Consider the following 19966-nt stretch of genomic DNA (forward strand, 5'->3'; position numbering starts at 1 on the left):
TTGAGGTCCGACCACTGCACGACGGTCCCGCCGTCGGCGGTGGAGAAGTTGGAGACGTCCAGGACCTTGCCGGAGTGCTTGGAGCGGATCCGGTAGTAGCCGCCGCCGGAGTCGACGAACTGCCACTGCTGGTTGGCGGCGCTGGTCCGCGTCCACTGGGTGATCCGGCCGCCGTCGTTGGTGGCGAAGTTGTAGACGTCGACGGCCTTGCCGCTGTTGCGGTTGACCAGCACGTACCAGGCGCTGGTGTCCACGCCCGTGGAGCCGGTCGGGCCGGGGTTCGTGCCGGCGTTGAGCGCGTTCAGGGTCGAGGTGTAGGCCGCCTTCTTCGCGCCGGAGGCCGTGAAGAGCAGCGGGTTCTCGCCGGTACGCCACGAGTCGCTGTCCCGGATGCCCCAGACGGTGATGCCCGTACACCTGGAGACGGCGAGACAGGAGCGCACGACCGTCGCGTAGTTGTTGGCCTGGTTGCTGCCGGCGATGTCCAGCTCGGTGATCTGCACGTCGACGCCGAGGTCGGCGAAGCGCTGCAGGTTGGCCTGGTAGTCGCCGGACACCGAGTTGCCCAGGTGGGACTGGAAGCCGACGCAGTCGATCGGCACGCCGCGGGACTTGAAGTCGCGCACCATGTTGTAGATGCCGGTGCTCTTCGCGTTGATCCCGTCGGTGTTGTAGTCGTTGTAGCAGAGCTTCGCGCCCGGGTCGGCGGCCCGCGCGGTGCGGAAGGCGGCCTCGATCCAGTCGTTGCCGGTGCGCTGCAGGTTGGAGTCGCGCCGGCCGCCGCTGCCGCCGTCGGCGAACGCCTCGTTGACCACGTCCCAGGCGAAGACCTTGCCCTTGTAGTGGGTGGCGACCTGGGTGATGTGGTTGACCATCGCGTTGCGCAGCGCGCTGCCGGACAGGTTCTGCGCCCAGCCGGGCTGCTGGGCGTGCCAGGTGAGGGTGTGCCCGCGGACCTTCTGCCCGTGGGCCTGGGCGTGGGCGACGATCTGGTCGCCGCCGGTCCAGCGGAACTGGCCCTGGTTGGGCTCGGTGGCGTCCCACTTCATCTCGTTCTCGGGTGTGATCGCGTTGAACTCGCGGTCGAGAATGCCGACGTAGGTGCTGTCACCGAGCCGGCCGGCGGCGACGGCGGCGCCGAAGTAGCGCCCCTTCTCCGCGGCCGAGGTGCCGAGGGTGGTGCCGGCGTCGGCGGAGCCGTTGACGAGCACGGCCGTGCCGGCGGCGAGCACGACGGCCGCGATCAGCGGCAGTATCACGCGTCTTCTCACGAGCGGTCCTTCCTTACGGGGTGGTCATGTCGAAGCGGCTGACGGTGGCGGTGCCGCCGAGCGCTTTGGTGGCGTAGTTGAAGATCGCGTAGCGGTAGCCCATGAAGAACTGCCACGCGTTGTTGAGGGTCAGCGCGGTGCCCAGCGACGTGAAGTTGGTGCCGTCGGTGCTGTAGGAGAACCGCGCCTGGCGGCCCGAGCCGGGCCGGATGTCGGCGGTGGCCCGCAGCCAGATCCGCCCGCCGGACACGACGGCGCTCGCCGCCTCCGTGCCGGTGCTGCTGGTCCCCCAGCTGCTGTTCATGGTCAGTCCGTTGACCATGGCGACCCGGGTGGTGCCGCCGTCGCGCCGGACGCCGATCCACGCCGACGAGTCGCGCAGCATGGCCAGGCCGGCCCGGTCACCGTCGGCGAGCGCGGAGTAGTCGAGCTCGATCGTGGCGGTCGACGTCGGCCCCTGGATGCGGTGGGTGAGGGTGTTGCGGGCCTGGTACAGGTCGTTGGTCACCGTCGCGGTCTGCAGCCGCAGCCCGCTGCCGGTGGAGAACTTCGAGGTGTCGGGGTTGTGGTTCCACTCCCACTGCGGGCCGAGCGCCGCGCCGGTGAACGTGTCGGCGCCGGTCATCGGCTTGACCGTCTTGGAGGTGGTGATGTTCGGCTTCGGGTATGACGCGCCCCAGCCGCCGTTGACGGTCTGCACGACGGGCCAGCCGTCGGAGGTCCAGCTGATCGGCGCGAGCGCCGGCACGCGGCCGCCGGGGTACGCGTCGACGAAGGACATGTAGTACCAGTCGCCGTTCTGCGTCTGGACCAGGCCGCCCTGGTGCGGGGTGCCGCCGCCGGAGATCGGGCTCGGCATGTTGAGCAGCACCTGCCGCATCTCGTACGGCCCCCAAGGACTGCTGGACTTGAGGATGTACTGGCCGTTGGCCGGCCGGGTCACGAAGATGTAGTAGCTGCCGTTGCGCTTGTAGAACCGCGAGCCTTCGAGGGTGCCGACGCTCGACGGCGTGGTGAACACCTGCTGGGTCCGGACCTGGCTGAGCCCGTCGGCGGACAGCTGGGCGACGCTGAGCGTGCTGTTGCCGTACGCGACGTACATCGTGTCGTTGTCGTCGACGAGCAGCCCGGCGTCGTAGTAGCAGTTGTTGATCTGCGACCGCTTCGTCCACGTGCCGTCGACGGCCGAGGCGGTGTAGACGTAGGTGCGGTTGAACTCGACACAGCCGAGCCAGTAGTACGTGCTGTTGCTCTTGCGGTAGTTCAGCGTCGATGCCCAGATACCCTTGACGTAGGCCCGCCCACCGGTCAGGTCGTAGTTCGACGACCCGAAGTCCAGGCGGGGCACCGAGTGCCCGGCGTACTCCCAGTTGACCAGGTCGTAGGAGCGCAGGATCGGCGCGCCCGGCGAGTAGTGCATCGTGGACGCCGAGTAGTAGTAGGCGTCGCCGACGCGGATGATGTCGCCGTCGGCGAAGTCCTGCCAGACGACCGGGTTGTTGTACTGCCCGGCCGGCGTGGTGGGGTCGGTGCCGCCGAGCTTCACCAGCTGCCACTGCTGGTTGTTGCCGCCCCAGTCGCTGTACTGCACGATGTTGCCGCCGTCGGCGGTCGAGGCGCCCTGCACCTCCAGCGCCTTGCCGGAGTTGCGGTTGATCAGCCGCACGTACCCGCCGGACGAGTCCGCGAGCCGCCACTGCTGGTTGGTGCCGTTGAGGTCCGACCACTGCACGACGGTCCCGCCGTCGGCGGTGGAGAAGTTGGAGACGTCCAGGACCTTGCCGGAGTGCTTGGAGCGGATCCGGTAATAGCCCCCGCCGGAATCGACGAACTGCCACTGCTGGTTCGCGCCGTCGCCGCGGGTCCACTGCGTGATGCGGCCGCCGTCGGCGGTGGAGAAGTTGTAGACGTCCAGGGCCTTGCCGCTGTTGCGGTTGACCAGCACGTAGGAGGCGCTCGTGTCGACCGTGGCGGCCGATGCGGTGGTCATGTTCGTGACGGCGACCGCACCGCCGACCAGGGCCGCGACGAGCAGGGTGACGATGCCCGACGCCTTGTTACGGACCGCCATGCGGTGCTCCTCGAAATCGTGTTAGCGCTCACATCCAGTTCGCGAGATTGCCAGACCGAATGCGAACATTCAAGAGGCCACGGACATGCAATGTCTTTCGTGACGTAACATCGCCGAAATTTTCACGCGTGAATTCCTGCGACATTTCCAGCGGCCTACGAATAACAACAAAGAGGTCGACGGATTTGTGTTATGTGCGGGCGGAACACATGGTCGCGCCCGCCGGATGCTTGACGCGACGGCCGGTCGTCGGTGACAGTCAACGACCATGCCGGGCGGCTGCACGGTGAGTGCTGTGGATGCTGTGACTGCGATGTGACGATGCGAACCACCGACGTGAACGAAACGGACCTCGTGTTGGCGGCCCAGGCCGGTGACCGGCAGGCCGTCGATGAGCTCGTCGCCGCCGGCCTGCCGCTGGTCTACACGATCGTCCGCCGCGCGCTGGACGGGCATGCCGACATCGACGACGTCGTGCAGGACACCATGCTGCGGGCCGTGCGGCAGCTGCCGGCACTGCACCAGCCGGAGAGCTTCCGCGCCTGGCTGGCGGCGATCGCGGTCCACCAGGTGAGCACCCACCTGCACCGCCGCGGCACCGCCGCGCGGCGGATGGCGCCACTGGAGGAGGCCGCCGAGGTGCCGGACGCCGCCGCCGAGGTCGAGGACGTCACCGGGCTGCGCCTGGAGCTGTCCGGCCAGCGCCGCCAGGTGCGGCGGGCCGCCCACTGGCTGGACCCGGCCGACCGCGCGCTGCTGCCGCTGTGGTGGCTGGAGATCGCCGGCGTGCTCAGCCGCACCGAGCTGGCCGGCGCGCTGGGCGTCAGCGTCGCCCACGCCGCCGTCCGTGTCCAGCGCATGCGCCACCAGCTCGACCTGAGCCGGGAGATCGTCGCCGCGCTGGACGCCACGCCCCGGTGCCCCGACCTGGACGCGCTCGTCGACGGTTGGGACGGCACGCCGGGCCCGCTGTGGCGCAAGCGCCTCGCCCGGCACGTGCGGCCATGCCCGGTCTGCGCCCCCGCCGCCGAGGGGCTGATCAGCGCGGACCGGCTGCTGCCCGGGTTCGCGCTGCTGCCGGTCCCGGCCGCGCTCAGCTCGGGCCTGATCGGCAAGGCCACCCTCGGCGCGACCGTCAAGGCCGGGGTGTTCGGTCACCTCGCCCAGATCCTCGCGGCGCACCCCGTCGCCGCGACGGTGGCCGTCGCCGTCGCGGCCGGCGCCGCCGTCACCGTCACCGCCCTGCCCGCCGACCCGCCGCCGTCCCAGGGGCTGCAGCCGGCGGTGACGACCGCGGTGCGGGTGCCGTCCGCCGCTCCCCCGGCCGCCACCGCCGGGCCGGCGTCGAGACCACCGGCGACCACCGCCGCCACCGGCTCGCCGTCCGCGCGCACCGCCACCCTGGCCCCCGGGCGGACCGTCTCGATCGAGTCGGCCCACGAGCCAGGGCTCTTCGTCACGACCGTCGACGGCCTCGGCGTGCTCGCGGCGGTCCCGGCGGACGGCGACGCCGCGCAACGGCGCCGCGCGACGTTCACCGTGCTCGCCGGGCTGGCCGACCCGGCGTGCTTCACGTTCCGCGCCGACGACGGCCGGTTCCTGCGGCACGCGTCCTGGCGGTTCCAGCTCAGCCGGGACGAGGGCACGCCGCTGTTCCGCGGCGACGCCACGTTCTGCACCCGGGCCGGCGCGGCCGCGGGCACGGTCGTGCTCGACGCGCAGATCTACCCCGGCTGGTTCCTGCACCACCGCGGCGAGCAGCTCTGGGTCGACCAGGACGACGGCACCGCCGCCTTCCGGGCGGAGTGCTCCTTCCGCATCCGGCCCGCGCTCCAGTAGCGGCCCGGCCCGGGCGCGCCTTCCCGCGTCCGGCGCGTTCCGGAGCGGTGCGGCCCGGGCGCGCCTGCCCGCGTCCGGCGCGCTCCGGTGCGGTGCGGTCCGGTTGCGGATCGGTGAGCGTCGAACCGACCGGCGGACACCGGGTGGGCAGTTCGTGTCGGGTGGTCGGACAGTTCGCCACCGCGAACAGTGGTGCCGCAACCGACGACGGTCATGGTTGGGGTCGAAGAGATCACCTCCAAGGACGGAGCTCCCCACCGTGAACATCGCCAAGAGACTGCGGGCCGCCGCGGCGGGCGCGCTGCTGGCGCCGGCCGCGGTCGCGCTCGCCGCGGGACAGGCGCACGCGGTCGTCAAGGCCGCGGACACAGCCGCGTCGGCGACCACCCTGGCGCAGGTGCGGTCGGCCATCGGCGCCGACACCGGCACCGCGGCGACACTGACCGGCAAGGGCGTCGGCGTGGCCCTGATCGACACGGGCGTGGCGTCGGTGCCCGGCCTGCCCGCGGCGCAGATCGTCAACGGCCCGGACCTGTCGTTCGAGTCGCAGGCGGCGAACCTGCGGTACCTGGACACCTACGGCCACGGCACGCACATGGCCGGCATCATCGTCGGCAACGACACCGCCACCGGCACCAAGGGCATCGCCCCCGGCGTCAAGCTGACCTCGCTGAAGGTCGGCACGTCGACCGGTGCCGTCGACGTGTCGCAGATGATCGCCGCGATCGACTGGGTCGTGGCGCACCGCAACGACGACGCCGCCAACCCGATCAGGGTGCTGAACCTGTCCTACGGCTCGGGCGGCTCAGGGCAGTCGTGGACCGACCCGCTGCAGTTCGCGGTGGAGAAGGCGTGGCAGGCCGGCATCGTCGTGGTCGCCGCGGCCGGCAACAACGGCAACGCCGCCGGCACGCTGACCAACCCGGCCGTCGACGACTGGGTCCTCGCCGTCGGCGCCACCGCCACCAACGGCACCGCCGCCACGACCGACGACACCCTGGCCACCTTCACCAACCTGGCCTCGACCACCACCGCCGGCGTCGCCGGTCAGGTGGACCTGCTCGCCCCGGGCACGTCGATCGCGTCGCTGCGCGTCCCCGGCTCCAACGTCGACAACCTCTACCCGTCGGCGCGGGTCGGCGAGACCCTGTTCAAGGGCAGCGGCACCTCGCAGGCCACCGCCGTCGTCACCGCGGCCGCCGCGCTGGTCCTGCAGGCGAAGCCGTCCGCCACCCCCGACCAAGTCAAGGACTGGCTGGTCAAGGGCGCCACCGCGCTCGGATCCGGCACGGCGAAGACCCTCGGCCTGGCGACGCTCAACGTCAACGGCGCGCTCGCCCGCACCGGCACGACCGTGACCGCGCCGGCGCTGCAACTGTCCAGCGGCACCGGGTCGATCCAGGGCTCGCGCGGCACCAGCAGCCTCACCCTCGACGGCGTGAAGCTCACCGGTGAGCGCACCATCTGGGGCTCGTTCAACGGCGCCCAGTGGGCCAAGTCGACCACGCCGTCGTGGTCCGGCGGGTCGTGGCTGGGCTACCAGATCGCCGGCAACGACTGGACCGGCACGTCCTGGGCGTCCCGGACGTGGGCGTCGGCGACGTGGGCCGCCGCGCCATGGGCCGGCAGCGCCGCCGCCGGCTGGAGCGACCCGGCGTGGTCCGGCCGCACCTGGTCCGGCCGGACGTGGTCGGCGGGCACCTGGTCGGGCCGTACCTGGTCCAGCGACGGCTGGGCCGGCGGCACCTGGTCCTGACCGGTTCGTCGTGAGGGGGCGGGCCCGGCATTGCCGGGGCCGCCCTTTCGTCATGAGCCGAGCAGCCCGGCCTCCCGCAGCAGCCGCTCGCGCCGCTGCGCCGGGAGCCGGTCGACGTACACGGTGCCGTCGAGGTGGTCGCACTCGTGCTGCAGGCACCGGGCGAAGAACCCGGTGCCGGTCACGGTGATCGGCGCGCCGTTCCGGTCGAAGCCGGTCACCGTCGCGACCGCGGACCGCGGCACCTCCGCGCGGGGCCCCGGCACCGACAGGCAGCCCTCGGTGCCGGTGGCCGTCCCGGCGAGCGCGGACGCCTCCCGCAGCACCGGGTTGACGACGTGCCCGACATGGCGGACGCCGTCGTCGTCGGGGCAGTCGTAGACGAACACCCGCAGGTCCACGCCGATCTGGTTGGCGGCGAGGCCCACGCCCTCCGCCGCGTACATGGAGGCGAACATGTCGTCGATCAGCGCGGCGAGCGGCTCGTCGAAGGCGGTGACGTCGGCACACCGGCGGTGCAGCACCGGCGTGCCGTAGTAGGTGATCGGGCGGGCCGCGCCCCGGGTGATCGGCATCGTCGCAGTGTAGATACCCGTCAGGGCATGCCGCCCCACACGCCTGGGCCGAGGTGACGGGCCACCATCTCGGCGGCCATGCGATCGATCGCGGCGGACTCCTCGTGACCCTGGCGCTGGTTGCGCAGCTCCTCGCCGGACAGCGCCGGCATCGGCGGGAACTGCGGCATCGCCGGCATCCGGAGCTGCTCCGCGGTGATGGTCAGCACCGCGACCAGGTCGTCGCGGGCCTTCTCCGGCTCCGTGGCGGCGGGGGCACTGGCGAACCCGTGCCGGTCGCGGACCACCTCGGCCCGCACGATCTTGCGCCCCTTCCGGACCTTCGTCTGCTCCGGCATGCCCGGGTCGATGACGAACATGACGTCGGCCTGCGGGGCCGGCGCGGCGTCCCACCACCGCCGCCACTCCTCGGCCGCGTCCAGCGCCTCGACCAGGTGCAGCCGCGTCAGCTCGTACTCCGCAGACACCTGGACGCCGAGGCCATAGCCTCCGGACCAGCTCAGCCACGCCGGCTGCCACGCATCCGTGCCGTCCTCGGCCGGCCGTCCCCACGCGGCGCTGGTGCCGCTCTCGTAGCTCACCGGCGCCCGGTGCTCCCAGGGCCGGTCCGTCACCCGCTCGTACGCCGTGGACGCCACGAACAGCAGGTCCTCCGCCTCGACGTCGGCCAGGGCGAGCAGCGACGGCGGGTCCTCGACGATGCGCCGGAACGCCCGCGATCCGGACAGCACCGCGGCGCAGCGGATGTATAGGAACGCGTCACCGTGCGCCACGGCGTGCGCCGGCGTGTCCAGCCGGTGCAGCGCCTCGGCGAGGCGGTCCTCGAAGCCGGTGATGTCGCCCTCCGCCCGCACGGCGAGCAGGTCCACCAGCCGGGCCGCCCGCGCGTCGAACGGCAGGTCGAGGACGCCGTCGATCAGCCGCCAGAAGTCGTCGCTGTTCATCACCGCCCAAGCTAGTCCGCCACCGTTGCGGCGACGGGCAAAACGGCGGGTTCCCTGCGAGCCGCCGTCTGCAGGACGACGGCGGAGGCGAGCACGAGGGCGGCGCCGGCGAGCTGGACCGGGGTGAGGGACTCGCCGAGGAGGACGGCGGCGAGGGCGGTGGTGACGACCGGCTCGAACGTGGACAGGATCGCGGCGGTGGACGGCCCGGTGCGCTGCAGGCCGGCGAAGAACGTCAGCATGGCCGCGACCGTCGAGACGACCGCGATGCAGCCCAGCCACAGCCAACCCACCGGGGCGAAGCTCAGGCCGACACCGCCGTTCAGCATGGCGTTGACGGCCAGGGTACCGGCGGCGCCCGTCATCACCAGCGCGGACAGCAGCACCGGCGGCATGCTGTGCACGACCGTGTCGGCGACCAGGATGTAGACGGTGTAGACGACCGCGGAGCCGAAGCCGAGCAGCGCGCCGAGCGGGTGGAAGCTCACGCTGCCGGTGCCGAGCAGGACCAGCAGCGTGCCGGTCGACGCGGCGACGAGGGCCGCGCCACGGCGGGGGGTGAGGCGGTCGCGGCCGAGCAGGACCGCCGCGACGGTCACCAGGACCGGGAACGTGTACAGGATCAGCGACAGCAACGAGGCGTCCATGAGGCGCAGCGCCGCGAAGAACAGGCTCGCCTGGGCGGCGTAGCCGATCGCGCCGAGTCCGAGGGCCATGCCGACGGCGCGCCGCGACGGGGCACCGCCGCGCAGCTCGGGGCGCAGCAGCAGGACGAGCCACAGCAGCGCGGCGGCGAGGACGAAGCGGACCAGCAGCAGCGCCCCGGGCGAGACGCCCGCGTCGTAGGCGAACTTGCCGAAGATCGCGAGCGCGCCGAAGCACGCCGCGGAGACGAGACACAGAGCCGGGCCCATGCGTCGAGCGTTGACCATGAAACCGTGCAGGTCCAGCGATGATTCCCGGTGCTGATTCGTTAGGATTCCCGCATGGTCGCGCTGGATCTGCGTCGGCTGCGGTTCCTGCGCGAGTTCGAGGAGCGCGGCACCCTCGCCGCGGTCGCCGCCGCGCTGGGCTACAGCCCGTCGACGGTCTCGCAGCAGCTGGCGCTGCTGGAGAAGGACGTCGGCACCCCGCTGCTGGAGAAGGCCGGCCGCGGGGTGCGGCTCAACGACGCCGGCCGGCTCCTCGCCGGGCACGCGCGGGTGCTGCTGTCGGCCGCCGAGGCGGCGGAGGCCGACCTGGCCGCGCTCGGCGGCGACATCCGCGGCACCGTCCGCGCCGGCGGCCTGCAGTCCGCGGCGCGGCGGCTGCTCGTGCCCGCCGTCGCCCGGATGCGGGCCGAGCGGCCGGGGGTACGGGTGGAGATCTTCGAGCTGGAGCTCGAGCAGGCGCTGCCCGGCCTGCGGCTCGGCACGGTGGACCTGGTGATCGGCGACGAATACGACGGCCATCCACGGCCGCGCCCCGCCGGGATGCGCTTCGCGGTCCTGCTCGAGGAGCCGCTGCGGGTGGTGCTCCCGGCCGCGCATCCCCTGGCCGGCGGCGGGGGCCCGGTCGCGATCGCCGAGCTGCGCGACGACGTGTGGACCGCGTCCGCCGAAGGCACCGGGCACCACGCGATGGTCCAGGGCACGTGCCGGGCGCTCGGCGGCTACGAGCCCGACGTGCGGCACCGCTCCAACGACGCCGACGTGCAGCTGGAGCTCGTCCGGGTCGGCGCCGCGGTCGCCCTGATGCCGCCGCTCGCCCTGCCGCCCGGCGACCCGGCGCTCGCCGTCCGCGACCTCGCCGAGTCCACCCTCCGGCGCCGCCTGGTCACCGTCACCCGCGACACCCCGCCGGCGCCCGCGCTGACGGCGTTCCACGCGGCCGTGCAGGACCTCGCGGCCCGTGTGACAGCGGCGGCGCTGCCGGACAGGTAGAGGTGCGAGCGATGACGAGCGGCGTTTCCGGACGCTGTACGACCTGACCTACGCCGACGTCCTGCGCTTCGCGCAGCGGCGGGTCCACCCGAGCCACGCGGAGGACGCCGTCGCCGACGCGTACCTCGTCGCGTGGCGCCGATTCGACGAAGTGCCGGGACGCCCCGACGACGCGCGGGCCTGGCTGTTCGGCATCACCCGGCACTGCCTGCTCAACACGCAGCGGGGACTGAAGCGCCACGACGCCCTCGCGGTCCGCATCGCCGAGCACGCACCCGCGCCGGCGGCCGGCCCGGCGGAGGACGAGGCGGTCGTGGAGCGCGTGCTGCTCGCCGCCGCCTGGCATCAGCTGAGCCAGGCGGAGCAGGAGACGCTGGCGCTGTGCGTGTTCGACGACCTCACCTCCGCGCAGGCGGCGCGGGTGCTGGGCGTCACCGCCGCCCTGGCCTGGAACCCGGGCACCGCCCGCCTCGGCCGCGGGTACAACGACGCCAACATCGTGGCCGTCGGCGCCCGCCAGCACACGCTCGACGAGGCCACCGCCCTCGTGACGGCGTTCCTGTCCACGTCTTTCTCCGGCAACGAGCGGCACGCCCGCCGGATCGCGCAGGTCCTGGACTACGACACCACCCGCGTCCTGCCGCCCCTTGCCCGAGTCCTGACAGCCGCTCTGCCCTGCGCTGCGCTGCTCTGCTCTTGTACGGATCTGCTCCGCTCCTGCACAGACATCGATCAATGCCCCGAAAAGCCCCTTTTCCGAATCGACGCTGCGCGATCCACCCCCAATTCGATCGCTGAAACGGGGGTGGATCGCGCACTGTCTATGGGACAAAGCCGCAAACCTGCGCATTGATCAACGTCTGTGCTGTGCCCATCGGCGGAGGCGGCAATGGACGGAGCGGGGTGGCCAGCGGCTGGATCGTCGGCGGTCGGGGGGTGGCGTTCGGCGGGTCGAGCGGTGGCGGCGCGGCCGGAGCGTCGGCGGTCGGGGGGTGGCGTTCGGCGGGTCGAGCGGTGGCGGCGCGGCCGGAGCGTCGGCGGTCGGGGGGTCGGGCAGCCTCGACGTGCGGCGGGCCCGGCTGGCGCTGGCCGAGCGGCGCGGCGAGTACGTCGTGCTGCTCTACCGCACCGACGACCCGACATGTCAGGGTCGTGCCTGGCCCGGCAGCCGCGCGGTACCGATGACGTCGACGATCTCCAGGCGGCCGTCGGCGGCGGTGAGGGGCCCGCGCTGATCCCGCCCGCGCTCGGCTTCACCCAGGGCGCGCTCGCCGGTTACCGCAACGCCTCCATCACCGACGGCGCCGCCGGCACGGGCGTCACCGTCCACGCCGGCGACCACACCGTGCAGGCCTCGGTCCGCGACGGCCGCTACGTCGCCTGGTGGCCCGGCCCCTCGACCGGCGTCCTCACCTTCGACCTGACCCTGGCCGACGGCACCGTCATCCGCGACGCGACCCCCCACCCGCCCGCGCTGACCCTCGCGCTGACCCCCGCGTGGACGCCCGCGCTGACGCCCGCATGGACGCCCGCGCTGACGCCCGCATGGACGCCCGCGCTGGCGCCCGCATGGACGCCCGCGCTGGCGCCCGCATGGACGCTCGCGTGCTCCGCCCGGGTCGACGGCGGGCGGCGCACGGCGGCGGGCTCAGCGGTGCTTCAGCTGGCCGGCTGGTAGAAGCGGTAGTCGGCGGTGTACGGGACGCCGGTCGTCGTGCCGTCGGTGCAGGTGCCGGCCGGGGCGGTGCCGCCGCGGGTCGACAGGCGCTGGATGTAGCTGACGGCGCCGAGGACCCCGTCGCCGCGGGTGCGGGTCGCCTGCAGCAGCAGCTGCGGGATCGAGCCGGGCACCGGCGACGACGCGACGGCCTTCGCCTCCACCAGCGAACCGTCCTCTGTGGACTCCCAGCTCGGGCCGCGGAAGTGCACGGCCGTGGCGAGGCTGCCGGGCCGCTTCGCCCAACCGGCGAGGTGCGCCGCCGGCTCGACGAACGACCAGGCGCCGCCCGCGCACTGGTACACCTGCACGCCACGCGCCAGGAACGCCGCGACGAGCACGTTGCCGGCCGGCACCCGCACCGCGTCGGGCACCTCCGGGCCGGACGCCTGCGCCCCGGCGGACGCCTGCGCCCCGGCGGTGCCGAGCAGGACGGCGGCAGCGGCCGCGACGACGGCAAGGTTGCGCATCTTCATGAGTGGTTTCCTCGATCCCGAGTTCGGAGTGCTGATGAGGAAACCGTGCCGGTAGGCGCTGAAACCGCGCTGAAACGTCAACCGCCGGTCGTGGTGGTCCCGGAGCTGGGGTCCAGGCCGCCGCACGTGACGGTCATGCCGACGGTCCGGTTGCCGTGCACGAAGGTGACGGTCGCGGCGGCGGCCGGGCCCGCGCTCACCCAGTCCGTCTTGTACGGGGCCGCCGGCGCCCACGAGAGCAGCTCCGCGACGCCCGGCGAGGCGCACCGGGCCCGGACGGTCCCTCCTTCGGATACGAACGTCTCCGCCGCGCCGGGGCCGGGCGGCGCCGCGCTCGTCGGAGTCACGCCCGCCGGGGTGGCGCTCGCCGGCGCGCCGCTGCCCGACGACGGCGGAACACCCGACCCGGCGCCGCCGACCGGTCGTGCCGACGGGCCGGACGCCGCCGATGTGCCGGGGTTGCCGGACGCCCCGGGCGTTGTGGGAACAGTCCCGGCGGACGGCTGACCCGCCGGGGCCGACCCCGCGAGCGCTGCCGGGTTCTGGACACCGGGATCCGCCTGCGCGGGTGCCGACGAGATGGGGTCGGGTGCCGGCAGCGCCAGCCAGACGAGCAGCCCAGCGGCCGTCGCCCCGGCCAGCCCGGCGGCGAGCCGTGTCCGGCGCCACCCGCCACCGCCCGACCCGCCCGCCGCACCACCACCGGCAGCGCCTGCCGTGGCACCACCGGGCGCGGGCGCCGCAGAGCCAATGGGCACGACCGCTGTGGCACCACCCGTCGCGGCCGGTGCGCGTACAGACGCCGCAACGGCCGGCTCGTCACCGGCGGTGTCAGGAAAGGCGGCGCCGAACGCGCCGGCCGGCGTGGACACTGCGGCTGCCGCGAGGATGGCGGCCACCTCCGCCGCGGTCGGCCGGTCCGCCGGATCCTTTGCCAGGCACCGTTCGCACAGCCGCGCGAGCGCCGAAAGGCACGCCCGGTAACGCCGGCAGCGCCGCCGGCGGCGTGAGCAGGTGCGCCTCGAGCAGGCCGGCCGACCCCGACGCGGTCCACGGCAGGCGGCCCGCCAGCAGCCGGTACAGCAGGACACCGAGACTGTAGACGTCGGACGCGGGCGTGACGGCGTCCTCGGTCATCCGCTCCGGCGCCAGGTACTCCGGCGTGCCGAGCAGGTCGTCGTCCTCGACGGCGCCGAACCCGGCCGCGATGCCGAAGTCCACGACCTTCGCCCCGGTCGGGGCGAGGATCACGTTGGCAGGCTTGACGTCGCGGTGCACGAGACCGTCGGCGTGCGCGGCGGCGAGCCCCGCGGCCACCTCGGCGCAGATCCGGAACACCAGCGGCGGCGGGATCGGCGCGCCGGCGAAGCGCTGGTGCAGCGTCGGTCCGGGCACCAGCTCCATCACGATGTACGGCGTGCGCTGCCCGTCCTCGACGGTCTCACCGAAGTCGTGGACCTGGGCGACGTTCGGGTGCGCCAGCCCGGCGGCGGCGCGGGCCTCGACCCGGATCTGCCGCCGCGATCCGGCGTCACCGGCATGCCGGCCCGACAACACCTTGACCGCGACGTCGCGACCGAGGACCACGTCGTGGGCCCGCCACACCGTCGACATGCCACCCACGCCCAGCACCTCGTGGAGGTGGTACCGCCCACCGAGCACCCGCCCTTGCACCTGCGCCTCGGTTCCCCATCGAGCCAGATGCAAACATCACTGTTCGATAAAGCGCAGGTTCGGAACATGCACATTGCGCGGTGCACCGCCGGACGGCCGGTTGCCCGCTCCTCCCGCGTCCGGATCGGGTCCCGGGGCGGGACCGGCCCGCGAGTCCTGGACTCGGAGTCCTGCACACCCGGTTGTGGCCTCCCTTATGGCGGGAATTTCGCTGATTGTCGATCTCTCGATCCGTACGTACATTCTGTACACACCTTCTGTACCGAACGTACTCGGGAGGCGTCAGATGAAGATCGACGTCCGCACGGATCTCGTCGACGAGCAGCTCGAACAGGCATGGCAGCTGTACGAGGCAGCGTTCCGGCACCTCAACGCGCTCACCATTCAACGGCATCTCATGTACCGCTCGGAGTTCGACGACGTCATGTCCGACCGCCGGGTCGAGAAGTGGCTCGCGTACTCCGACGACGGTGTCCTGCTCGGGCTCGCCACATACACCAACCAGCTCAGCGCCTGGCCGCTGATCTCGCCGGAGTACTTCGCCCGGCGCTGGCCGGTGCACTACGCCGACCAGCGGATCTGGTACTGCGGCTTCGTCGCCGTGCCCACCCACGAGCACGGCATGTTCGTGAAGCTCATCGAGGCGATGTACCGCCACGCCGAGCAGCACGACGGCGTCATCTCGCTGGACATCTGCCGGCACAACATCGACGCCTACCGCCTGGACCGGGCCATCAACACGTGGCTGCGCCGCATCTCGGACAACCGGGTCCGCTGCGAGACCGCCGACGCGCAGACGTTCATGATCTACGAGACGGCACCCGCCGCCGCCGAGGAGCACCTCCGCGCGGCGTGAGCCTCAGCCGTAGACCGCCCGCGCCAGCAGCTGCAGCGCCGCACAGGTGAACGTCCGCTCGCGCTCACCGCCGGCATCCCGGCGGTGAGCGCCGTCGCCGCGGCCGCCCCGACCGATGCTATCCGGCATCCGCCTGGCGCTGCTGGTGGGCGGCGCCGTCACCCTGCTCGGGCGCTCTCGCCGTCCACCGGGGACTGCGCGAGCCGTCCGGCGCCGCCCTTCCGCGTCAGGCGGCGGGCTCCAGCACCACGACCGGGATCTGCCGCGTGGTCTTTTGCTCGTAGTCGGCGAAGCCCGGGTACGCCGCCTTCTGCGCGCTCCAGATCCGCTCCCGCTCCTCCCCGTCGGCCACCCGGGCGACGAGCTCCTGCGTGCCGGTGCCGATCTCGGCCGTGACCCGGGGCTGGGCGACGAGGTTGTGGAACCAGGCCGGGTTGGTGGGTGCGCCCGCGTAGGAGGCGAACACGGCGTAGCCGCCGTCGACCTTCTGGTACATCATCGGATGGACCCGCTCCTGGCCGCTGCGGGCGCCGACCGTGTGCAGCAACAGCAGCGGAGCGCCCTCGAAGTTGCCCCCGACCTTGCCGCCGTTGGCGCGGAACTCTTCAATGATCTTGTCATTCCAGTCGCTCATGGTCATCAGTCTTCCACCGTCCCCGTCCCGCCGCGCCCTGGCACCCGTTTTTTCGTGTCTTGACACAAGAGCCGGATCAATGGATGGTCGGTGCACGGAGCGGGGGCCCTGAATGCGTCGGACGTCCCTGCGTGGATGATCCGCTGCCGGGGGTGGCCGTTGTTCTCGCTGATCCGCGCTCAGTTGCTCTTCCGCCGCGGCCGGCTGGTCGCCACGATCGCGGCGGTCGCCGTGGCCGTGGCCAGCTTCGCGCTGCTGGCGTCGGCGTCCCGCGGCTCGCAGGTCCAGGTCAACGGCACGGTGCAGGCCAACTTCCGGCCCACGTACGACATCCTGGTCCGCCCGCCCGCCGCCCTGCCATCGCAGGACGGGCTGGTCCGTCCCGACCGGGTCACCTCCACCTACGGCGGCATCACCGAGGCGCAGTGGCGCCGGATCCTCGACCTGCCCGGCGTGGACGTCGCCGCGCCCGTCGCGATGGCCGGCTACGTCATGCAGACCGCCGTCATCACCGTCGACCTCACCGACCACGTCGCCGCCGGCGGGCAGCGGCAGGTGCTGCGCGTCCGCCCCGTCTTCACCGGCGACCGGGGCCTGTCCAGCATCGCCGACGGGCCGAAGTACCTCTACGCGACGCGGAACGCCCTCGAGTTCGTGCCGGGGGAGCCGTGGATCGAGGGCAAGAACTACGACAGCTCGGCCCTGCCCAAGCCGCCGGAGATCCATGAGCACGGCGCCGCCGGCGTGACCGCGGTGTGCGAGGGCATCACCGGGTACTTCGACACGGTCGACGCGCTGTCGGTGAGCGACCGCACCGAGGCCCACTGCTGGTCCAGCGACCCCACGTCCAGCATCGAGCGGACCCCGCGGCCGCAGGTGCGGGTGCTCTTCCCGATCCCGCTGCTGCTCGCCGCGATCGACCCGGTGCAGGAGGCCAGGCTCGACGGCCTCGACCGCGCCGTCGTCTCCGGCGGCTACCTGAACGCCGGCGACACCGCCGCGGGCATCCCGGTCCTCGCCGCCGGCAGCCTGGACCTCGACCAGCAGGTGCGCGTGGAGATCGAACGCATCGGCGGCGACGCGGCCGACAAGACCGGCGCCGGCATGCGGCTGGACAACGCGGTCGACTACTACGCCACCCAGCCGTCCACCCCGATCGGCGCGCGGGCGTTCAGCGCGCAGGACCTGTACCCGGCCGTGCTCGACGCGATCGCGCACCCTCCCGCCGCCGGCGGCTTCCCACCGGCGGCGGGCACCTCGGTCGTCAACGAGTGGTGGACCACCAGCCCCCTGACGCTCGCGGACGGCTCCGCCGCCGTGGTGCCCTACTCGGGCGGCGAGTGGGGGAAGGTCCCGCACGGCATGCCGGACGGCAAGCCGCTGCCGATGGGCCTCGCCGACGACCCCGTCCGCGCCGTCGTCCGGCACGGGCGGGACGGCGACAGCAAGGCGGCCAGCGCGTTCCTGCGCGGCGTCGGCGTGTACGACCCGGCGAAGGTCGACACCGGCCCGGCCCTGTCCCGGCCGCCGTTCGACCTGTACGCCGGGCCCGCCGCGACCGGCGCCGACGACGCGGCCCGCGCCGCGCTCGGCGACCGGCCGCTGATCGCCGGCACCAGCTTCGCCGGCCCGCTCGGCCAGCGGCCGCACCTGCTCACCACGCTGTCGGCGCTGCCGGCGCTGCACCGGGCGCCGTACAACAGCCTGGATCCCGCGCACGGCGTCGACGCCGGCGCCCCGATCTCGATGGTGCGGGTCCGCGTCGCGGGCACCGTCGGCATGGACGCGTTCTCCCGGGAGCGGGTCCGTGCCGTCGCCGACCAGATCCACCTCGCGACCGGGCTGCGGGTCGACCTCACCGTCGGCTCGTCGGCGGCGGCCGTTCCGCTGGCGCTGCCGGCCGGCAAGTTCGGCCGCCCGGCCCTCGCCGTCCGCGACAACTGGCTGAAGCTCGGCGTCGCCACCACTATCGTGTCCGCGATCGACCGTAAGTCGCTGGTCCTGTCGATCCTCGTCCTGGTCGCCTGCGCCCTCGCCGTCGGCAACGCGACCGGCGCCGCGGTCCGCGGCCGGTCCACCGAGCTCGCCGTGCTCGCCTGCGTCGGCTGGCCCCGCAGGCGCCTGTTCGCGCTCGTGGCGGCGGAGTCGTCGGCGGTGGGTGCGGTCGCCGGCCTGCTGGGCACGATCCTGGCGCTGGCGCTGTCCCGCGTGCTCGGCGTCGACCTCGGCGCCGGCTACGCGCTCCTGGCCATCCCGGCGGCCCTGCTGCTGAGTCTCCTGGCGGCGCTGCCACCCGCGTGGCGGGCCACCCGCGCCGACCCGGTGGCAGCCGTGCGGCCCGCGGTCGCGCCGGCCCGCCGCCCCCGGGCCCCGCAGCGCATCGCCGGCCTCGCCCTCGGCAACGTCCTGCGCACCCCCGGCCGCACCGCCGTCGGCGCGGCCAGTCTGGCGATCGGCGTGGCCTCGCTGACCCTCCTCGTCATCATCAATCTGACGTTCCGCGGCAGCGTCTCCGGCACGGTCCTGGGCGACGCGATCACCGTCCAGGTGCAGGCCACCGACTACATCGCGGCGGCACTCACCACCCTGCTCGGCGCCGCCACGGTCGCCGACGTCCTCTACGTCAACATCCGCGAACGGGCCGCCGAGTTCGCCCTGCTGGGCGCGGTGGGCTGGACCGACGCGTGGACCGCCCGCCTCGCCGGGTACGAGGCGCTGGCGCTCGGCGTCCTGGGCGCGACCACCGGGACTGGGATCGCGCTCGGCACCGCCGCCCTGCTCAGCTCCGAGCTCACCGGCACCTCGTTCGCGGTCGCCGCCGCCGCGGCCCTCGCCGGCACGCTGCTGGCCGTCGCCGCCGCGATCCTGCCGGTGCGATCGCTGCGCGGCCTGCCGAAGGCGAGGCTGCTCGCCGAGGAGTAGCTCAGGCGGTCCGGTGCGGGGTGGTGTTGAACCGGCCGCGGAACTCGTTGAGCATCTCGTCGTCGACCTCCGCACCGCCGGCGACCGCCGCGTGCACCTGCCGGAAGTAGTCCTCGTACCCGGCCGGCGTGTACAGGCACAGCCCCCGCGCGGGAGCGTCGCCGGCGTTGCGGAACCCGTGCGGCGCCCCGCGCAGCGCGGCCAGCAGGCTCCCCGGCCCGGCCGTGACCTCGCCGCTGCCGTCGTGCAGCGTGAGCTCCCCGTCCAGGACATAGAAGAACTCGTCGTGCGCGTGGTGCACGTGCGGCCGCGCGCCGACCGTCCCCGGCCCGAGCGTGAACTCCTCGAACCCGAACCGCCCACCGGTCTGCGCCGACGTCAGGCGGAACAGGTGCTCCACCCCCGCCACGTCGATCAGCTCACCCTCACCCGGCGGCACCAACAACGCCCGCATCGATACATCCCCGTCCATGATCGCAGTCTGTCAGCCGCGTCGGAAACTCGCTGTCCCGTCCACCTGGCCCGGTGGTACACACCCCGGGTGGAGTTTCCTGAGCTGCTCCGGCTGATCGACGAACGGTCCACCGCCTTCAGCGCCGCGGTCGCCGCCGCGCCCGCACTCGACGCGCAGGTGCCGACCTGCCCCGGGTGGACGCTGCTCGACCTGGCACACCACCTGGGCGACGGCCGCCGCAAGTGGGCGTCGATCGTCGCCGCCGGCCCCGCGTCCACTCCCCCGCCGCCCGTCCCGGCGGAACCCGCGCCACAGGACCGCTCGGCCCTGCTGCCCTGGCTGGCCGCCTCGACGCGGCAGCTGCTGGACGCGCTGCGGTCCGCCGGCCCCGACCGCGGCTGCTGGACCTGGTGGGCGGACTCGGAGTCCCAGCAGACCAGCGGCGCCGTGGCCCGCCACCAGCTCCAGGAGGTCGCCGTGCACACGTACGACGCCCAGCTCACCACCGGCGCGCCGCAACCCCTCCCGACCGGCATCGCCCTCGACGGCGTCGAGGAGTTCCTGGCCACCTGCTGCGCCGGCGCCTACCGCTGGCCGCACACTCCCGCCACCCTCGACTACCACGCCACCGAGGGCCGCTCCTGGCGCCTGTCCCTCACCGCCGACGCCGTCCGCCTCACCCGCTCCCCGGCCCCGACCCCGGCCGACGCCGCCCTGCACGCCACCGCCAGCGACCTGGTCCTCACCTTGTACGGCCGCGTCCCCTTCGACTCCCTGCCCCTCACCGGCGACCGCCGCCACTTCGACCTGCTCGTCGCCTGGGACCCCGACGAGGAGCCCCTGACGGCCTAGATT

18 protein-coding genes and 2 pseudogenes are annotated in these 19966 nt (G+C 73.3%); 9 read left to right on the forward strand and 11 right to left on the reverse strand.

Going from position 1 to position 19966, the window contains the following annotated elements:
- The coding region (locus AB0I21_RS44095) for an endo-1,4-beta-xylanase (protein ID WP_360569875.1) at positions 1-1271 on the reverse strand (1271 nt) is incomplete at its 3' end.
- A 13-nt stretch (positions 1272-1284) separates the two neighbouring features.
- Positions 1285-3342: an RICIN domain-containing protein gene (locus AB0I21_RS44100; protein WP_360569877.1), complete on the reverse strand. Its 2058-nt coding sequence runs from the start codon at positions 3340-3342 to the stop codon at positions 1285-1287.
- 321 nt (positions 3343-3663) lie between these two features.
- Between AB0I21_RS44100 and AB0I21_RS44105 the strand changes: the two genes are divergently transcribed.
- Positions 3664-5181, forward strand: coding sequence for a sigma-70 family RNA polymerase sigma factor (locus tag AB0I21_RS44105; RefSeq protein ID WP_360569879.1), 1518 nt, complete (start codon positions 3664-3666; stop codon positions 5179-5181).
- Positions 5182-5440: 259 nt separating this feature from the next.
- Positions 5441-6937 carry a S8 family serine peptidase gene (locus AB0I21_RS44110; protein WP_360569881.1) on the forward strand — a complete coding sequence of 499 codons (1497 nt, stop codon included), beginning with the start codon at positions 5441-5443 and terminating at the stop codon, positions 6935-6937.
- 50 nt (positions 6938-6987) lie between these two features.
- Here AB0I21_RS44110 and def read toward each other — a convergent pair whose 3' ends face one another.
- The 3 genes from def to AB0I21_RS44125 are packed head-to-tail and all read right to left on the reverse strand — an operon-like array spanning position 6988 to position 9370.
- The gene (gene def, locus AB0I21_RS44115; RefSeq protein ID WP_360569883.1) at positions 6988-7512 is read right to left on the reverse strand and encodes a peptide deformylase; all 525 of its coding nucleotides are present in this window, start codon (positions 7510-7512) and stop codon (positions 6988-6990) included.
- 20 nt (positions 7513-7532) lie between these two features.
- Positions 7533-8456: a DUF4240 domain-containing protein gene (locus tag AB0I21_RS44120; RefSeq protein WP_360569885.1), complete on the reverse strand. Its 924-nt coding sequence runs from the start codon at positions 8454-8456 to the stop codon at positions 7533-7535.
- A gap of 11 nt (positions 8457-8467) precedes the next feature.
- Entirely contained in the window at positions 8468-9370 is a 903-nt protein-coding gene (locus AB0I21_RS44125; protein WP_360569887.1) for a DMT family transporter, read from the reverse strand.
- Positions 9371-9442: 72 nt separating this feature from the next.
- On the opposite strand from AB0I21_RS44125, the gene AB0I21_RS44130 reads away from it, so the two are divergent.
- From AB0I21_RS44130 to AB0I21_RS44145, 4 genes and pseudogenes are all read left to right on the forward strand, one after another.
- Positions 9443-10378, forward strand: a complete 936-nt coding sequence (locus AB0I21_RS44130; protein ID WP_360569889.1) for a LysR family transcriptional regulator — start codon at positions 9443-9445, stop codon at positions 10376-10378.
- Between the two features lie 43 nt (positions 10379-10421).
- Positions 10422-10604, forward strand: a pseudogene (locus AB0I21_RS44135) (sigma factor); the annotation flags it as partial.
- A gap of 147 nt (positions 10605-10751) precedes the next feature.
- Positions 10752-11027: pseudogene (locus AB0I21_RS44140) on the forward strand (RpiB/LacA/LacB family sugar-phosphate isomerase); the annotation flags it as partial.
- 492 nt (positions 11028-11519) lie between these two features.
- Positions 11520-12056: a hypothetical protein gene (locus AB0I21_RS44145; RefSeq protein WP_360569891.1), complete on the forward strand. Its 537-nt coding sequence runs from the start codon at positions 11520-11522 to the stop codon at positions 12054-12056.
- Here AB0I21_RS44145 and AB0I21_RS44150 read toward each other — a convergent pair.
- From AB0I21_RS44150 to AB0I21_RS44160, 3 genes are all read right to left on the reverse strand, one after another.
- On the reverse strand, positions 12038-12571 hold the full coding sequence (locus AB0I21_RS44150; RefSeq protein WP_360569893.1) for a DUF3455 domain-containing protein: 534 nt from the start codon (positions 12569-12571) through the stop codon (positions 12038-12040). The two genes, AB0I21_RS44145 and AB0I21_RS44150, sit on opposite strands and share 19 nt — an antisense overlap.
- A 77-nt stretch (positions 12572-12648) precedes the next feature.
- Complete coding sequence (locus tag AB0I21_RS44155) at positions 12649-13329, reverse strand: hypothetical protein (protein ID WP_360569895.1); 681 nt, start codon at positions 13327-13329, stop codon at positions 12649-12651.
- A gap of 73 nt (positions 13330-13402) precedes the next feature.
- Complete coding sequence (locus tag AB0I21_RS44160; RefSeq protein WP_360569897.1) at positions 13403-14245, reverse strand: serine/threonine-protein kinase; 843 nt, start codon at positions 14243-14245, stop codon at positions 13403-13405.
- 286 nt (positions 14246-14531) lie between these two features.
- On the opposite strand from AB0I21_RS44160, the gene AB0I21_RS44165 reads away from it, so the two are divergent.
- Positions 14532-15101: a hypothetical protein gene (locus tag AB0I21_RS44165; protein WP_344505408.1), complete on the forward strand. Its 570-nt coding sequence runs from the start codon at positions 14532-14534 to the stop codon at positions 15099-15101.
- A 3-nt stretch (positions 15102-15104) separates the two neighbouring features.
- Here the strand turns inward: AB0I21_RS44165 and AB0I21_RS44170 are convergent, their stop codons facing one another.
- Both AB0I21_RS44170 and AB0I21_RS44175 read right to left on the reverse strand, forming a co-directional pair.
- Positions 15105-15230: a hypothetical protein gene (locus AB0I21_RS44170; RefSeq protein ID WP_360569900.1), complete on the reverse strand. Its 126-nt coding sequence runs from the start codon at positions 15228-15230 to the stop codon at positions 15105-15107.
- 97 nt (positions 15231-15327) lie between these two features.
- A complete protein-coding gene (locus AB0I21_RS44175) occupies positions 15328-15735 on the reverse strand; it encodes a nitroreductase family deazaflavin-dependent oxidoreductase (RefSeq protein WP_360569902.1) in 408 nt (135 codons plus the stop codon).
- 159 nt (positions 15736-15894) lie between these two features.
- Between AB0I21_RS44175 and AB0I21_RS44180 the strand changes: the two genes are divergently transcribed.
- Positions 15895-18657 (forward strand): FtsX-like permease family protein, encoded by a 2763-nt coding sequence (locus tag AB0I21_RS44180; RefSeq protein ID WP_360569904.1) that lies wholly within the window; start codon positions 15895-15897, stop codon positions 18655-18657.
- A 1-nt stretch (position 18658) separates the two neighbouring features.
- Here the strand turns inward: AB0I21_RS44180 and AB0I21_RS44185 are convergent, their stop codons facing one another.
- The gene (locus AB0I21_RS44185) at positions 18659-19129 is read right to left on the reverse strand and encodes a cupin domain-containing protein (protein ID WP_344505413.1); all 471 of its coding nucleotides are present in this window, start codon (positions 19127-19129) and stop codon (positions 18659-18661) included.
- Positions 19130-19198: 69 nt separating this feature from the next.
- Here AB0I21_RS44185 and AB0I21_RS44190 point away from each other — a divergent pair, with 69 nt between their 5' ends.
- Positions 19199-19963 (forward strand): maleylpyruvate isomerase family mycothiol-dependent enzyme, encoded by a 765-nt coding sequence (locus AB0I21_RS44190; RefSeq protein WP_360569906.1) that lies wholly within the window; start codon positions 19199-19201, stop codon positions 19961-19963.
- Positions 19964-19966: the final 3 nt, after the last annotated feature.

This window comes from Dactylosporangium sp. NPDC050588 (assembly GCF_040654975.1).
Taxonomy (GTDB): domain Bacteria; phylum Actinomycetota; class Actinomycetes; order Mycobacteriales; family Micromonosporaceae; genus Dactylosporangium; species Dactylosporangium maewongense.

Coding starts and splice junctions, on each gene's coding strand:
- AB0I21_RS44105 (WP_360569879.1), top strand. CDS start 3,664: ATGCGAACCACCGACGTGAACGAAACGGACCTCGTGTTGGCGGCCCAG.
- AB0I21_RS44150 (WP_360569893.1), bottom strand. CDS start 12,571: ATGAAGATGCGCAACCTTGCCGTCGTCGCGGCCGCTGCCGCCGTCCTG.
- def (WP_360569883.1), bottom strand. CDS start 7,512: ATGCCGATCACCCGGGGCGCGGCCCGCCCGATCACCTACTACGGCACG.
- AB0I21_RS44165 (WP_344505408.1), top strand. CDS start 14,532: ATGAAGATCGACGTCCGCACGGATCTCGTCGACGAGCAGCTCGAACAG.
- AB0I21_RS44175 (WP_360569902.1), bottom strand. CDS start 15,735: ATGAGCGACTGGAATGACAAGATCATTGAAGAGTTCCGCGCCAACGGC.
- AB0I21_RS44120 (WP_360569885.1), bottom strand. CDS start 8,456: ATGAACAGCGACGACTTCTGGCGGCTGATCGACGGCGTCCTCGACCTG.
- AB0I21_RS44125 (WP_360569887.1), bottom strand. CDS start 9,370: ATGGGCCCGGCTCTGTGTCTCGTCTCCGCGGCGTGCTTCGGCGCGCTC.
- AB0I21_RS44130 (WP_360569889.1), top strand. CDS start 9,443: ATGGTCGCGCTGGATCTGCGTCGGCTGCGGTTCCTGCGCGAGTTCGAG.
- AB0I21_RS44185 (WP_344505413.1), bottom strand. CDS start 19,129: ATGGACGGGGATGTATCGATGCGGGCGTTGTTGGTGCCGCCGGGTGAG.
- AB0I21_RS44100 (WP_360569877.1), bottom strand. CDS start 3,342: ATGGCGGTCCGTAACAAGGCGTCGGGCATCGTCACCCTGCTCGTCGCG.
- AB0I21_RS44145 (WP_360569891.1), top strand. CDS start 11,520: ATGTCAGGGTCGTGCCTGGCCCGGCAGCCGCGCGGTACCGATGACGTC.
- AB0I21_RS44170 (WP_360569900.1), bottom strand. CDS start 15,230: ATGCCGGATAGCATCGGTCGGGGCGGCCGCGGCGACGGCGCTCACCGC.